14 protein-coding genes are annotated in these 14,088 nt (G+C 68.5%); 2 read left to right on the top strand and 12 right to left on the bottom strand.

The genetic code is table 11. The features are described from left to right. From ABD989_RS05645 to rplJ, 7 genes are all read right to left on the bottom strand, one after another. Window positions 1-1,104 carry an MCE family protein gene (locus ABD989_RS05645; protein WP_246992189.1) on the bottom strand — a complete coding sequence of 368 codons (1,104 nt, stop codon included), beginning with the start codon at window positions 1,102-1,104 and terminating at the stop codon, window positions 1-3. Further along, window positions 1,101-2,420, bottom strand: a complete 1,320-nt coding sequence (locus ABD989_RS05650; protein WP_345312744.1) for an MCE family protein — start codon at window positions 2,418-2,420, stop codon at window positions 1,101-1,103. The genes ABD989_RS05645 and ABD989_RS05650 overlap by 4 nt, the downstream gene beginning before the upstream one ends. Before the next feature lie 7 nt (window positions 2,421-2,427). Beyond that, window positions 2,428-3,300 (bottom strand): MlaE family ABC transporter permease, encoded by an 873-nt coding sequence (locus ABD989_RS05655; protein WP_246992190.1) that lies wholly within the window; start codon window positions 3,298-3,300, stop codon window positions 2,428-2,430. Window positions 3,301-3,302: 2 nt separating this feature from the next. Then, on the bottom strand, window positions 3,303-4,109 hold the full coding sequence (locus ABD989_RS05660; protein ID WP_345312745.1) for an MlaE family ABC transporter permease: 807 nt from the start codon (window positions 4,107-4,109) through the stop codon (window positions 3,303-3,305). After that, a complete protein-coding gene (locus tag ABD989_RS05665; protein WP_345312746.1) occupies window positions 4,106-5,338 on the bottom strand; it encodes an ABC transporter ATP-binding protein in 1,233 nt (410 codons plus the stop codon). Before ABD989_RS05665 ends, ABD989_RS05660 begins: the two co-directional genes overlap by 4 nt. A 433-nt stretch (window positions 5,339-5,771) precedes the next feature. Continuing rightward, a complete protein-coding gene (gene rplL, locus ABD989_RS05670; RefSeq protein WP_246992193.1) occupies window positions 5,772-6,161 on the bottom strand; it encodes a 50S ribosomal protein L7/L12 in 390 nt (129 codons plus the stop codon). A gap of 99 nt (window positions 6,162-6,260) precedes the next feature. Next, the gene (gene rplJ / locus ABD989_RS05675) at window positions 6,261-6,785 is read right to left on the bottom strand and encodes a 50S ribosomal protein L10 (RefSeq protein WP_246992194.1); all 525 of its coding nucleotides are present in this window, start codon (window positions 6,783-6,785) and stop codon (window positions 6,261-6,263) included. A 295-nt stretch (window positions 6,786-7,080) separates the two neighbouring features. Between rplJ and ABD989_RS05680 the strand changes: the two genes are divergently transcribed. Together ABD989_RS05680 and ABD989_RS05685 are read left to right on the top strand one after the other, a co-directional pair. Beyond that, a complete protein-coding gene (locus tag ABD989_RS05680; protein WP_345312747.1) occupies window positions 7,081-8,304 on the top strand; it encodes a glycoside hydrolase family 76 protein in 1,224 nt (407 codons plus the stop codon). A 102-nt stretch (window positions 8,305-8,406) separates the two neighbouring features. After that, the gene (locus ABD989_RS05685) at window positions 8,407-10,437 is read left to right on the top strand and encodes a CocE/NonD family hydrolase (protein WP_425556485.1); all 2,031 of its coding nucleotides are present in this window, start codon (window positions 8,407-8,409) and stop codon (window positions 10,435-10,437) included. A 10-nt stretch (window positions 10,438-10,447) separates the two neighbouring features. Here ABD989_RS05685 and ABD989_RS05690 read toward each other — a convergent pair whose 3' ends face one another. From ABD989_RS05690 to ABD989_RS05710, 5 genes are all read right to left on the bottom strand, one after another. Beyond that, window positions 10,448-10,939 carry a TIGR04338 family metallohydrolase gene (locus tag ABD989_RS05690; RefSeq protein WP_345312748.1) on the bottom strand — a complete coding sequence of 164 codons (492 nt, stop codon included), beginning with the start codon at window positions 10,937-10,939 and terminating at the stop codon, window positions 10,448-10,450. Further along, a complete protein-coding gene (locus ABD989_RS05695; protein WP_345312749.1) occupies window positions 10,936-11,775 on the bottom strand; it encodes a DUF2786 domain-containing protein in 840 nt (279 codons plus the stop codon). The genes ABD989_RS05690 and ABD989_RS05695 overlap by 4 nt, the downstream gene beginning before the upstream one ends. An 88-nt stretch (window positions 11,776-11,863) precedes the next feature. Beyond that, on the bottom strand, window positions 11,864-12,820 hold the full coding sequence (locus tag ABD989_RS05700; protein ID WP_345312750.1) for an L-lactate dehydrogenase: 957 nt from the start codon (window positions 12,818-12,820) through the stop codon (window positions 11,864-11,866). A 46-nt stretch (window positions 12,821-12,866) separates the two neighbouring features. Continuing rightward, complete coding sequence (locus tag ABD989_RS05705) at window positions 12,867-13,196, bottom strand: branched-chain amino acid transporter permease (protein WP_281499777.1); 330 nt, start codon at window positions 13,194-13,196, stop codon at window positions 12,867-12,869. Continuing rightward, window positions 13,196-13,912 carry an AzlC family ABC transporter permease gene (locus ABD989_RS05710; RefSeq protein ID WP_345312751.1) on the bottom strand — a complete coding sequence of 239 codons (717 nt, stop codon included), beginning with the start codon at window positions 13,910-13,912 and terminating at the stop codon, window positions 13,196-13,198. Before ABD989_RS05710 ends, ABD989_RS05705 begins: the two co-directional genes overlap by 1 nt. Between the last annotated feature and the right edge of the window lie 176 nt (window positions 13,913-14,088).

Here is a 14,088-nt window from a genome sequence, read left to right on the forward strand (position 1 = left end):
TCACCCACCGACCTTGCCGTCGGCCCAGCACCGGGTCGCGGCGCTGGTGTAGAGGACGTGGTTGATGTCGGGCAGCGGCACCAGCGGCTGGGTCAGCAGCGTGGACTTGCCGTTACCTGCCACCACGTCGATGCCGCAGAGATAGAACTGGAACCACGAACCGAAGGTCGCCGACCGACCGAGCTTCTCCAGCTTCACCGGCAGATTGGTCAGCGCCTTGCTCACATCCTTCTCCCGCGCGTTGATCGTGTCGGAGACCTGCTTGAGGCCCGCGAGCGAGGACTGGATGGACGGGCGCGTCTGGCTCAGGACGGACCCGGTCAACGACGTCAGGTTGGCGACCGACGTGATCGCCGAACCCACCGAACCGCGCTGCGCGGCCAGGCCGGTGACCAGCTTCTCGGTGTTGGTCAGCAACGACGTGAACTGCTCGTCGTTCTTGTTCACCGTGTCGAGGACCTTGGTGAGGTTGGTGATCATGTCGCCGATCACCTGGTCCTTGTCGGCGATCGTGTTGGTCAGGTCGGCGGTCTGCTGGATGAGGGAGCCGATGGTGGCGCCCATGTCGACGCCGTCGCCGTTCTGGAAGACGTTGATGACCGTCTCGGCCAACTCGTTCATGTCCTCCGGGGTGATCTGCTTGAACAGCGGCTTGAAGCCGTTGAACAGTTCAGTGAGGTTCACCGCCGGATGCGTGTTGGACTTACTGCGGTCGGGGTCGTAGGCGAAGGTGTGGCCCGGTCCGGCCATGTCGGTCGCGTCGCCGGGGCCCTTCTCCAGGGCCACGTAGCGCAGACCCGCGAGGTTCCGGTAGCGGATGTAGATCTGCGTGCTCTTGGGCAGCGCAGCGCGGTTCACATTGAACGAGACCTCGGCCATGTTGCGGTCGACGATCTCCACCGACTCCACCTGGCCCACGCGCACGCCGGCGATCCGGACGTCGTCGCCCGGGTTCAGCATGGCGGCGTCGGAGAAGACGGCCCGGTAGCTCGACTTGCCGGATGCACCCGCGTTCGCGATCAGCAGCGCCAGGACCGTGGTGGCCAGCACCGTGACGACGGCGAAGACGATCAGCTTGATGAGCGGAGCCCACACACCTCTCACTTGATCGTCACCTCCGCTTGCTGCAGCGCACCCGCGCCCATGTACGTGACCCACGTCGGAACGTCGGCGGGGTCCTTCCCGCTGGCGGCGCCGTAGATCATCTTTCGCTGGTCCTTCTGGTCTTCCACCATCCCGGTGCCCGACGGCGCGGTGCCGAACTGCGGCTGCGGGAGGTTGGGCCAGGTCTTCGGTCCGGCGTTACGGCTCGGCGGCTGGTACGAGCCGTCGGGCACGCTGCCGCCCGGGTACTGCGGGAACGGCCGGCCGTTGGTGGGCGGGTCGTAGCAGCGGGCGGGCGGATCGGTCCACCACATCCGCGGCTCGTCCTGGTTGGGCAGGTAGCGACCGCGCGGGTTCACGAACTGCAGGTTCACGCGCACGCCCGGGTTCTTGGTGCCCTTACCGACGATCGGGCCCACCTTGGGGACGATCGTGGCGAAGTTGTTGAACGTGCACGCGAACACCGGCGACTGGCGGGCCAGCTGCACCAGCATGGTCTCCGAGTCGACGAACAGGTTGATCAGATCCTTGCGGTTGGTGTTGAGGAACTCGGTGGTGTCCACCGCGGCCACACCGAGCGTCGAGATCACCGTGCGCAGGTCGCCCTGACGCTCCACGACGGTCTTGTTGGTGACGCGGAAGGTGTCCAGCGCGTCGATCACCACGGGCAGCGCCTCGGAGTAGGTGTCGGCGAACGACGCCAGGCCCTCCAGCGTGCCCTGCAGTTCCGGCATGTTCGCGTTCAGTTCGCCGAAGATGTCGTTGAGCTGGGAGATGGTGGTCTTGAGCTGACCGCCACGGTTCGCCAGGGCCGCATTCACCGAGGTCAGCGTGGCGTTCAGATCCTCCGGCGGAACCGCCTCGAGGATCGGCAGCAGCGCGTCGAACAGGTCCTCGACCTCGGGGGCGTTGCCCTTGGAGTCGATGAAGATGGTGCCGCCCGACGCGAGGGTGCCGCCCTCGGGCTGCTCGGGAATCTGGATCGCGACGTAGCGCTCACCGAACAGGGTCTTGGGGAGCACCTGCGCGGTGCTGTTGGCGGGCAGGTCACCGGCCAGGTCGGGGTTCAGGTCCAGTTGCACGTCGACCTTGCCGTCGGCACCGACGTCCACCGACTTCACGCTGCCGACCACCACGCCGCGCGCTTTCACGTCGGCGTGCGCGGCGAGGGCGTTGCCCACGTCGTCGGCCTTCAGCGTGACGCGCGTCTTGGATTCGAACACACCCTGGAAGATCAGGATCGACGTGGCCAGCAGCCCGAACACGACGATGTAGAACACCAGGCCCAGAAGCCGGCGTTTGATAGTTGCACCCACTGTGTCGCTACCCTCCGACCCGGATCGACGTGCTGGTGCCCCAGATGGCGAGGCCGAGGAAGAAGTCGAGGACCGCGATCAACACGAGCGCGCTGCGCACCGCGTGGCCCACCGCCACGCCGACGCCGGCCGGACCGCCCGAGGCGTAGTAGCCGTAGTAGCAGTGCACCAGGATGATCACGAACGCGAAGACCATGACCTTCACGAACGACCACAAGACGTCTTCGGGGGGCAGGAACAAGTTGAAGTAGTGGTCGTACGAACCGGTCGACTGTCCGTTGAAGACGGTGTTGATGGTTCTCGACGCCAGGTAGGCGGCCATCAGACCGAGCACGTACAGCGGAATCACCGCGACGAAGCCGGCGATGACGCGCGTGGACACCAGGAACGGGATCGACGGCACGGCCATCACCTCGAGGGCGTCGATCTCCTCGGAGATCCGCATGGCGCCCAACTGCGCGGTGAAGCCGCAGCCCACGGTCGCGCTGAGCGCGAGGCCGGCCACAAGGGGCGCCACCTCACGCGTGTTGACGTACGCCGACAGGAAGCCGGAGAGCGCCTCCGCACCGATCTGGCTGAGCGCGGCATAGCCCTGCATGCCGACCACGACGCCGGTGAAACCGGACATCAGGATCATCACGCCGACGGTGCCGGCGATCACGGCCATGCCGCCCGCACCGAAGGCCACCTCGGCCAGAATGCGCAGCACTTCACGCCGGTAGTGCACGAAGGTCTTCGGGATCCAGGCCAGCGTCCGTCCGTAGAAGGACATCTGCTCGCCCGCGCCGTCGAGCAGACCCAGCGGCTTGGCCAGCTGCTTCTTGGCCTCGTACCGCAGGTACTCCGGACGGCTCTTGGCAATCGTCACGCCACGAGTCACGGCTAACCTACCTTCGGCGGGACGATCTGCAGGAACACCGCAGTGATGATCAGGTTCGCGAAGAACAGCAGCAGGAAGGTCACCACCACCGACTGGTTCACCGCCTCACCCACGCCCTTGGGACCGCCCTTCGGGTTCAGCCCCTTGTAGGCCGCGATGACGCCGGCGATGATGCCGAAGATCGCCGCCTTGAACGTGGAGATGTAGAGGTCGGGCAGCTGCGCGAGCGCGCCGAATGAAGCCAGGTAGGCGCCGGGGGTACCGCCCTGCACGATCACGTTGAAGAAGTAGCCGCCCGCGATGCCGACGACGGCGACCAGGCCGTTGAGCAGCATGGCGACCAGCACCATGGCCAGCACTCGCGGCACCACCAGGCGTTGCACCGGGTTGATACCGAGCACTTCCATGGCGTCGATCTCTTCGCGAATAGTCCGCGACCCCAGGTCGGCGGCGACCGCCGACCCGGCGGCGCCGGCCACGAGCAGGGACGTCACCAGTGGTGAACCCTGCTGAACGACGACGAGCACGCTCGCCGCACCGGTGTACGACTCAGCGCCCAGCTGTTTGATCAGCGAACCGGTCTGCAGCGACACGATGGCGCCGAACGGAATCGCGATGAGCGCCGTCGGCAGAATCGTGACGCTGGCGATGAACCAGGCCTGCTGAATGAACTCGCGCACCTGAAACGGGCGCACGAAAAGCTGGCGGGCGACGTCGACGAAGAGTTGAACGATGTTGCCGGTCTGGGTCAGTGCCCCGTCGCCGGCCTTCGCGATCTTCGCTGCGCCCCGCTGAGCGACACTGGTCATTCTCGGGAGCTCGCCTGCCCCTCATCGGTCACGGCGGTGATCTCCTCGGTGACGACGATCTCCTCGGTGGGCGTCTCGACCACCTGGGTCGGTGCGTCGATCACCGCGGTGGCCATGCCGGCGGTGGAGATCTGCTCGGTGGCCCCGTCGTACGCCTGGAAGCCGTGGCCCGCCGGGTAGTCGAACTGGTGGTTGGCCATGGCGACGAGGGTCGCCGAGGTCTCCGGGCTCTCCATCGCACGACGATCCTCTTCGGCGATCGAGGCGCGAATGGCGGCCTGCGCGTTCGGCGGCAGGTCGTTGATGATGTTCAGGACGTTCTGGCGGTGGCGGATCGACGCCTGGCGAACCGGCATGTCCGGGTTCGGCTGAACCTGCGGAATGATCTCGCTGAAGTCGTCCTTGGTACCGCCGCCGGAGATGCCCGCGGCCTGCATGGCGGCCTCGGCGGCGGCCACGGCCTCGTCCTTCTCCTCGGACATGCCGATCGGACCGAAGCGGTCGCCGGCCAGGAACTGCTTCACGACCGGCTGCTCGGAGGTCAGCAGCACCTCGCGCGGGCCGAACATGACCAGTTCCTTGCGGAAGAGCATGCCGATGTTGTCCGGGATGGTCCGGGCGATGTTGATGTTGTGCGTGACGATCAGGATCGTGGCGTCGATCTCGGCGTTGATGTCGATCAGCAGCTGCGAGATGTACGCGGTACGCACCGGGTCCAGACCGGAGTCCGGCTCGTCGCACAGGATGATCTCGGGATCGAGGACCAGGGCGCGGGCCAGGCCGGCGCGCTTACGCATACCGCCGGAGATCTCACCGGGCAGCTTGTCCTCGGCGCCGGCCAGACCGACCAGCTCCACCTTGTCCATCACGATGCGACGGATCTCGTCTTCCTTCTTCTTCGTGTGCTCACGAAGCGGGAAGGCGATGTTGTCGTACAGGCTCATCGAGCCGAACAGCGCGCCGTCCTGGAACAGGACGCCGAACAGCTTCCGGATCTCGTAGAGCTCCTTGGCCGAGCACTGGGTGATGTCGGTGCCGTCGATGATCACCGAACCCTGTTCCGGGTGCAGCAGGCCGATCAGCGTCTTCAGGAAGACCGACTTACCGGTGCCCGACGGGCCGAGCAGCGCGTTGACCTCGCCGGCCGGCAGGGTGAGCGATACATCGCGCCAGATGTTCTGCGAGCCGAATGACTTGGTCAAGCCCTCGACGGCTACCTCTACTCCCACAGCGTCCCTCCAGACGTTTCACTGGCACCGGAAGAAGTCGTCGCGGTCATTGCCCCCGACCACCGTGGAGTCCGACCCCACGCGATGCCGCCACTTGTGGCTGCGGTCACTGTAACCCACATCCGACCGAGCCTCTTCACGCGATGGCGCTGACGCTGCGATCGGAAAACACCGTTCTTACCAAGCGATAACTTTCCAGTGGGCTGAGAATACCCATAGAAACCGTCTCAAACAAAGTGCGAGCCGGCCGACCGGCATCCCGCCAGGTGACGCGGCCCACTGGGACTTTGGTCCCGGTTCGGACAAGGTCCTCATACCCGGCACGGCCACCGCAGAAGTAGGTGCCGATGCAAACGAGGCCCGCAGGGAAATCCCTGCGGGCCTCGTTGTCAGGCAGCCGTGAAGGCTGGACGTCGCCCTGAGGCGACCTATCTCACTTGAGCGAGATGGTGGCGCCGGCCTCTTCGAGCTTGGCCTTGGCAGCCTCGGCGTCGTCCTTGCTGACCTTCTCCAGGAGAGCCTTCGGAGCGCTCTCGACGAGGTCCTTGGCTTCCTTCAGGCCCAGGCCCGCGACGACCTCGCGGACGACCTTGATGACCTGGATCTTCTTGTCGCCGGCGCTCTCGAGCACGACGTCGAACTCGTCCTGCTCGGCAGCAGCCTCGGCGCCACCGGCAGCCGGGGCACCGGCAGCAGCGACGGCGACCGGAGCGGCAGCGGTGACCTCGAAGACCTCTTCGAACTTCTTCACGAAATCGCTGAGCTCCAGCAGGGTCAGTTCCTTGAACTGCTCGATGAGCTCGTCAGCGGTGAGCTTCGCCATGATGGCGTCCTTCCTATAAATCCCAGTACGGGAGGCCTGCGGTGCAGGCCGGGTCGATGATGCGGCTGGTTGTCCGGCCGCAATGGGGAGAGGTGAGGCCTAGGCGGCCTCGCCCTCCTTCTTCTCCTGCAGAGCCGCGGCGAGACGCGCGACCTGCGAGGCGGGCTGGTTGAACAGCCCGGCGGCCTTAGCCAAGTTGCCCTTCATGGCACCGGCGAGCTTGGCCAGGAGGACCTCACGGGTCTCCAGGTCGGCAATGGCCTCAACTTCGGCCACAGACAGCGCACGGCCGTCCATGTAACCGCCCTTGATGACCAGGGCCTTGTTGTCCTTAGCGAAGGTCTTGATGGCCTTCGCAGCCACAACCGGCTCACCTTCGATGAAGGCGATCGCGGTCGGACCGACGAACAGCTCGTCGAGCCCCTCCACGCCTGCCTCTGCGGCAGCACGCTTGACGAGGGTGTTCTTGGCGACGGAGTACGTTGCGCCGTCACCGAGCGAGCGGCGGAGTTCACCGATCTGCGGCACGGTCAGACCACGGTATTCCGTGATGACCGCTGCAGTGGAACCCTTGAACTGCTCAGTGATCTCAGCAACTGCTGCGACCTTTTCCTGCGTGGACATACTTCGCCTCCTCTCGTGTCTTTTCGTTGACACCGGCTACGGTGTCGCGACCCAGAAGCCGTCCGCGGCGGGCGGCGATCGTTCGACACCGGAGAAACACGAACGCCCCGTGCAGGAAGCACGGGGCGAAATTGCTCCACGGCGGGCCGCGGGGCGAAGTCTCCTCGTTCATCCTGCGTGGGCCGCCGAGTGAACTCGGGCCTTCGATCGGGATCCCTCCCGACAACCAACGGTCTCTGGTTGAACTGGATGCACCGAAGCGAACTCCGATGAACCGGCCTCTAGGCTAACGGTCATGGCCAGAGATGTCGAATCCACCGAGGTGGCCCCCTCCGACGATGCCGCCGCCGAGGCCGCCGCGCGCGTGCGCGCCGCCGTCGCCGCACTCCGCGCTCGGCACCTCCGGCCCATCGCCGGCGTCCTGCCGGGCACCCGGATCGGCGTCGCCTCGTGGCCGCGACCCGGGCGCCCGTGGTCCACGGAACGACTCACCGCGTCGTGGAACTACTGGTGGCAGGCGCACCTGGTGGACGTGCTGATCGACGCCGCGGCGCTCGGCGACCCCGCCGCCCCGCGCGAGGCACGAGCGGTGATCCGCGGCCTGCGGGTCCGGAACATCGGCCGCTGGCGCAACGCCTACTACGACGACATGGCGTGGCTGGCGATCGCCCTCGAACGGGCCCGACGCCGTCTCCCGCGGCCGGTCGGCCCGGACTGTCTGCGCGGCGGACTGACCACGCTCACCGACGTCCTCTACGACGCGTGGGATCCCGCGCACGGCGGCGGCATCCCGTGGCGCACCACGGACCTGTTCTTCAACGTCCCCGCCAACGGTCCGGCCGGCATCGTGTTGGCCCGCCGCGACCACGTGGCGCGCGCGGTGGCGACGGCGGACTGGATCCACCGCGAGTTCACACTGCCCAACGGGCTGATCGCCGACGGCTTCTGGGTGGAGGCCGACGGCGGCCGCCGCACCGTCGACACCGCGTTCACCTACTGCCAGGGCGTGACCCTGGGCCTGGAACTGGAGTGCTTCCGCCGCACCGGCGGGGCGCGCCACTTCCAGCGACTCGAGGCACTGGTCGACGCAGTAGAACGGGAGATGACCCGCGACGGGGTGCTGATCGGACACGGCGGAGGCGACGGCGGCCTGTTCAGCGGCATCGCCGCGCGCTACCTGGCGCTGGTCGCGACCGACCTGCCCGGCGCCTCCCGGGCGGCCGCCGCGCTGCGCTCCCGCGCCGGGAGGATCGTGCTCGCCAGCGCGGACGCCGCCTGGGCCCACCGCGCCGAGGTGGCCGGCCTGCCGCTGTTCGGCCCCGACTGGTCCACACCCGCCGTCGTGCCCGACGGCTCCGGATCCGGCGCGTCGTTCGTCGCCGGGGCGGTCCGCTCGTCGTCGACCCCGGAACAGGACCTTTCCGTCCAACTCGCCGCCGCCATGGCACTGACGGCCGCTGCTTCGGTCACGCTGCGGTCACCCGAGCACACCGGTTCAGTGACCCCGAATGGCAGTTAGGAACACGTTCATGCTTAATTGTTGTTAAGTGATCAGTGGGATGGATCACACCGATTGTCCCGCACTCCGGCTTCACCGCGCGCGGTGAGAAGGGATGGACTAGTGAGCGTGCAGCTCGATTACGGCGTCGACGAGGTGCCCCGCTACCGAAATGCCGACGGCGGACACCAGGCCGCCGCCTGGCACGAGTCGGTGTACGGCCGCAAGCCGTATCCGCGCGTGCACATCACTCGTGACGTCACCATCACCATGACCGACGGCGTGCAACTGCGTGCCACCGTAATCCGGCCGGCCAACCGCCTCGGCCAGCCCACCAAGACCCCGTTCCCCGCGGTCCTCAACGTGAATCCGTACAACCGGGCACTGCTCGACGGCTTCGACCATCTGCTGCACGGCCCGGTGATCGGGCGCACGGTGAAGGCCGCCGCGAGCAAGATGACGCACGAGGAAGGCCCGCTGGTGGGCCTGGCCCGGATGACCCGCACCTTCGATCGCGGACTGTTCGACGTCTTCGGCGTCAACCGCAATCTGGTGCAGTCCGGCTACGTGCAGATCCTGGTCGATGTGCGCGGCACCGGCGCCTCGCACGGACGTTGGGAGATCCTCAGCGCCCGCGAACAGCAGGACTCGGTCGAGGTGATCGAGTGGATCGCGGAGCAGTCGTGGTGCGACGGCGCCGTCGGCATGGCCGGCTGGAGCTACTCGGCGATCAACTCCCTGCAGGCCGCCGCGCTGCGCCCACCGGCCCTGAAGGCGATCTTCGCCATCGAGGGCACCGACGATCTGGTGCGCGACATCTACATCACCGGCGGCATGCCGTCGGCCTTCATTCCGCTGTGGTTGGCCCTGGTCAACGGCATGAAGTGGCTGCCCAACCCGGCCACCATGCTCGCCGACACCCTGCGCGGCCAGCAGTACAAGTGGCTGCGCGACCGCCTCGCCAGCCCGGCCACGGAGATACCATCGCTGCTGTGGGGTTTCCTCACCGCGCGCGATCACCGCATCTTCGATCACCCCTACTTCGACGAGCGCTCCCCGGACATCGGCAACATCGAGGCCGCCACCTTCACCGTCGGCGGCTGGCACGACCTGTTCGGCCGCAGCGCCAGTCGGCTGTACCAGCAGCTCAACATGGAGCCCGGACGCAAGCAGATGCTGGTGGCCAACGGCTACCACCTCGACCCCGGCTGCGACCACGGCCGTCCCCACCAGCCGCCGCAGCTCGACGTCCTCGAACGCGCCTGGTTCGACCGCTGGCTCAAGGGCATCTCCAACGGCGTCGACGACTACGGTCCGGTGACCCTGGAGCAGCAGGGCGGCGACTGGTCGTGCGGCACGTCGTTCCCCCGCGCCGAGGTGCGGGCGCAGCGCCTGTTCCTCACCGAGGAGCCGTCCGGCACCGCTCCGCACGCCCGGCACGACGGTCGGCTGCACACCGCGCCGGCCTCGCGCCGTCGTTCGCTGCGGATCACACCCGACCTGCGCGGCATGGCCTCCCGCGACGCCGCACAGGTCTTCGCGGGCCTGCCGATCGTGTTCGGCCGCAAGTTCACCGAGGACGCCTCCTACCAGGAGCAGGGCGCCCTGAGCTTCACCAGCGCCCCGGTCACCGCGCCCACGCAGATCTCCGGCCAGATGAATCTGCGCCTGAACGTCTCGACCACCGCGCATGAAGGCATCTGGGCGGTCACCGTGAACGACGTCGCCCCCGACGGCACCTCCACGGTGCTGAGCAACGGCGCCCTGACCGCGTCGAACCGGGCGCTGGATCCGTCCCGCTCCACCTACGCCGACGGCGGCACCCTGGTCGACGCCGTGCACTACCTGTCCCGCGACCGCCGCCTGCCGGTGCCGCCGGACGAGCCGGTGCGCATCGACGTGGACCTGGTGCCCACCGACGCGGTCCTGAAGACCGGACATCGTCTCCGCATCGATGTATACGCGGCCAGCATGCCGCGCTACCTGACGATCGTGCCCGACCTGATCAAGGCGCGCGGCCGCCGCCAGCAGCTGGTGCTCGACCCGAACAAACCGAGCTACCTGACCTTCCTCACCGACGGCGACCTCGGGGTGGACCCGGTGCCGACCGCCTCGCAGCTGCACCCGATGAGCACGCTGTCGGCCGTCGACTGAGTCCTGACCCCTACGTGAGACCCGCGTCGCCGAGCAGGACCCGGTAGACCAGCGCGAACTCGGGTCCCATGACGAGGCCGACGAGGTCGATCAGGGTGTGCGCGAACTCCGGGCCGTGCGCCGCTGCCCACGGATCGGCGAGGTGGTGCGCGCACTCGTGCAGCACCACCAGCTCACGCAGCGCCCATCGACCGTCGGGCCCCTCCGGGATCGCGATCTCGGCGCTGGCGAACTCGTAGTGCGCGGCCCCGGCGCCTTTGCGGCTGCGCACCCGGATCGGGTGACGGGCGCCGGCGAAGCGTTCGCGGACCGCGGGCAGGGCCAGGACGTCGTCGACGTACCGCTGCACCGCGGCCACCGAACCGAAGCGGGCTTCGGCGCGCAAGGTCAGGGTGGCGCCGGCCACCTGCACGGTGTGCGCGCGGCCGCCCGGCCGGTCTACGAGCGCGAAGATCAGGCGTTCGGTCTCGTAGAAGCGGGCGCGACGGCTGTCGCGGGTCATGGCTCCAGTGCGCCGCGCGGCGCCCCGAACTCCCGGTCGGCGCCGATCTTGGCACGACGGCCGGCGTGGTCCCCGGCCCGCCGGGCCGCCGACGAATAGCCCGCGCTGGCACGGCTCGGCCGCCAACTGCCGCGGGCGGTGGATTCGCGGCGGTGGAAGTCGGTCACCTCCAGCTCCTTGTTGCGCAGCGCGACGGCGGTGGACGGCGGCGTCGAACCGGCGCTGCCCGCGTCCGCTTCGGCGCGCACGGCCTCGTCGCGCTGCTGATCGCGCGCCTCGAGCAGGCGGGCGCCGATGCGGTCGGCGAAGGCCGACTGGAAGTTCAGGCGCGCCGTGATCGGCGAGAGCGCCTTCTCCTCCACCACGCGGCGTCGCCACGGCCCGTAGTCGCGGGTCACCACCTGCTGCGCGGTCTCCTGCTTGTAGGCGCCCGACTTCAGGTAGGCGTCGCTGGCGGCCACCATCTGCACCACCAGGGAGGCGTACAGGGTCTCCACGGCGTCGATGTCGGCCTCGTAGCCGTAGGCGATCACGTAGGTCGAGTTCGACGCCACGTCGCAGGTCAGATCGTTGGCGCGGCCGATGTGGACGAACAGCTGCACGTAGGTGCGCAGGCCACGCTTGCCCGCGGTGCCGATGACGATCTGCCGACTCAGCGGGGTCTGCCGTTTCCGCAGGGCCGGGTCGTGGTCGCGGGCCACCGCCAGGTCGATCGACGACGCCGTGGCCAACCGTTGCGCCGCGGCGAGGAAGGCCTGCGCCTCGTGCTCGTTGTCGGTGCCCTCGGCCTGCCGGAGCAGCCCGCCGATCCGGGTCAGGAGCTTGTCGTCGCGCATGAGGCAAGGGTAGTCACCGCCCGCGACACCACCCGTTCCCGCTGTCCACAGCCCTGCGTCCGCGAGCGGAGCTGTCCACAGACCGCACTCACAACCCGAATCGGCGTTGCATCCGCGCTAGGGTCTGCGCCGAGGCGCGCAGGCCGGCGCGCTCGTCGTCGGACAGGGTGATCGGGAGTCGGCGCCCGGCACCGGCCGCGTCGACCACCGTGGGCAGCGACAGGCAGACATCGCTCAGTCCGACCGCGTCGTCGTCGATCAGCGAGGACACCGGCAGGACGCGGTGTTCGTCGTCGAGCAGCGCCTCCACGATGCGCACCGCGGCCAGCCCGATGGCGTAGTTGGTGGCGCCCTTGCCCTCGATGATGCGATACGCCGAGCCGACCACGTCGTCGCGGATCCGGTCGCGTGCGGCGGCATCGAGCGCCGGGCGGCCGGGCAGCGGGCTCCAGTCCAGCAGCGGCACGCCGCCGATCGTGGCCGACGTCCAGAGCGGGATCTCGGTGTCGCCGTGTTCGCCGGCGATGTAGGCGTGCACATTCTGCACGGCCACGCCGCAGTGCTCCGACAGGAGGAAGCGCAGCCGCGAGGAGTCGAGCACGGTGCCCGAGCCGAACAGCTGACGCCGGGGCAGCCCGGTGAACCGGAGCGCCGCGTAGGTCACCACGTCCACCGGGTTGGTGACCATCACGTACCGGGCGTGCGGTGCCGCGTCGACGATCGGCGGTAGCGCCGTGCGGGTGAGCTCGATGGTGGCTTCGGCCAGTTCCAGCCGGGATTGGCCGGGCTTCTGCTTGGCCCCGGCGGTGAAGACGACGACGTCGGCGTCCGCGCAGACCTGCGGGTCCGCCGAGCCGAGCACGGTGGCCCGCGGTACGTATTCGAGGCCGTGCTGCAGATCAAGGACTTCGGCGGCCACTTTGCGCTCGTTGACGTCCATAAGCGCCACTGTCCGGGCGACGCCGCGGATCAGGGCCGCGTAGGCGATGGAGGTGCCGACGGCACCCGCTCCGACGATCGCGATCTTGGCGCCGACAGGTTCCATGCCTGCAGACGGTAGCGACCCCGCGGCCCGCGCGCAGGGTCGCCGCTCAGAACAGGTACAGCAGGCCCACGTAGGTCAGCGTGCCCAGGCCCACGCTGAGCAGGGTTCGTCGACCACAGGTCAGGTGCACCGCGACGGTCACCGCCACCGCGATCAGTACGGGCAGGACGCGGCCGTCGGCGTCGATCGAGGAGCGCAGGGTGGCGCCGGCCAGAATCGCCAGGATGCCGGCGGGCAGCGACGCCGCCATGGTGAGGACGAACCGCGACTGCCGCAGCGGCCGCAGCGCGGCGAATGGCAGGGCCCGGAGGGCGAAGGTGATCGCGAAGACGGTGATCAGCACCGCGACGAGATAGCCGGGATCGGGCATCGACATCAGGTATCGGCGCCCTTCCGCTGCCAGGCGTAGCGCGCTATCAGCAGCCCGACGAAGACCAGCAGCGCGGTGAACAGCAGCGCGCCCGGGGTCAGGACCATGGCGAGCGCGAAGGAGAGCGCGGCCAGCAGCAGCACCGGCACCTGGGGGCGGGTGCGACACGCGTCCAGGGTCAGGGTGATGAACAGGGCGCAGAGGGCGAACTCGAGGCCCTCGATGGGTCCGGGCAGCAGCGAGCCCACGGCCACCCCGAGAAGGCCGCCGCCGACCCAGTAGACCTGCAGGGCCACCTGCGCGGCGAGGAGTCGACGGTGCGTCCACGTGCCCGGATGCGCGGCGGTGATGGCGAAGGCCTCGTCGGTGAGCGCGTACATCGAGTACAATCGCGCCCACCAGCCGCGGACCACGTGCAGCGGGAAGGAGAAGGCGTAGAAGACGTGCCGGAAGTTCACGAAGAAGGTGGTCACCGCGATGGTGGCGATCGGCGTCGTCGCCGCGATCAGACCCACCAGCAGCAGTTCCAGCGACCCGGCGTACGCCAGGAACGACAGTGCCGGGGCCAGCCACCACGCGAAGCCCTCCTGCACCACGAGCAGCCCGAAGGCCATGCCGAGCGGGACCATGCCGAGCCCGGCAGGCAGCGACAGACGCAGGCCGGTCAACACGTCAGCGGAGGCGGCTCCGTCGTCCTTCTCGATCCGCCCGCCGTCGTTCACCCTCCGATGATCACACGAACAGCCCCCGTCGAACGAACCCACCGCTCCCCCTCCGCTCCCCCGCCCCCGGCCGTGCCGCGACTCTGGTTACGCCTCGCGCGCGGAGCACCGGAAGCGAGGCGCGAATAGGGTCGCGACACGCCCGACCAGGGAGGGGCGGCGGGGGCGGGGATGCG

The organism is Gordonia alkaliphila, assembly GCF_039542465.1.
Taxonomy (GTDB): domain Bacteria; phylum Actinomycetota; class Actinomycetes; order Mycobacteriales; family Mycobacteriaceae; genus Gordonia; species Gordonia alkaliphila.

What these genes read in the sequence shown, in the direction of transcription:
- ABD989_RS05705 (WP_281499777.1), bottom strand. Translation starts at nt 13,196, where the DNA reads ATGTCGATGCCCGATCCCGGCTATCTCGTCGCGGTGCTGATCACCGTC.
- rplL (WP_246992193.1), bottom strand. Translation starts at nt 6,161, where the DNA reads ATGGCGAAGCTCACCGCTGACGAGCTCATCGAGCAGTTCAAGGAACTG.
- ABD989_RS05660 (WP_345312745.1), bottom strand. Translation starts at nt 4,109, where the DNA reads ATGACCAGTGTCGCTCAGCGGGGCGCAGCGAAGATCGCGAAGGCCGGC.
- ABD989_RS05700 (WP_345312750.1), bottom strand. Translation starts at nt 12,820, where the DNA reads ATGGAACCTGTCGGCGCCAAGATCGCGATCGTCGGAGCGGGTGCCGTC.
- ABD989_RS05695 (WP_345312749.1), bottom strand. Translation starts at nt 11,775, where the DNA reads ATGCGCGACGACAAGCTCCTGACCCGGATCGGCGGGCTGCTCCGGCAG.
- ABD989_RS05680 (WP_345312747.1), top strand. Translation starts at nt 7,081, where the DNA reads ATGGCCAGAGATGTCGAATCCACCGAGGTGGCCCCCTCCGACGATGCC.
- rplJ (WP_246992194.1), bottom strand. Translation starts at nt 6,785, where the DNA reads ATGTCCACGCAGGAAAAGGTCGCAGCAGTTGCTGAGATCACTGAGCAG.
- ABD989_RS05690 (WP_345312748.1), bottom strand. Translation starts at nt 10,939, where the DNA reads ATGACCCGCGACAGCCGTCGCGCCCGCTTCTACGAGACCGAACGCCTG.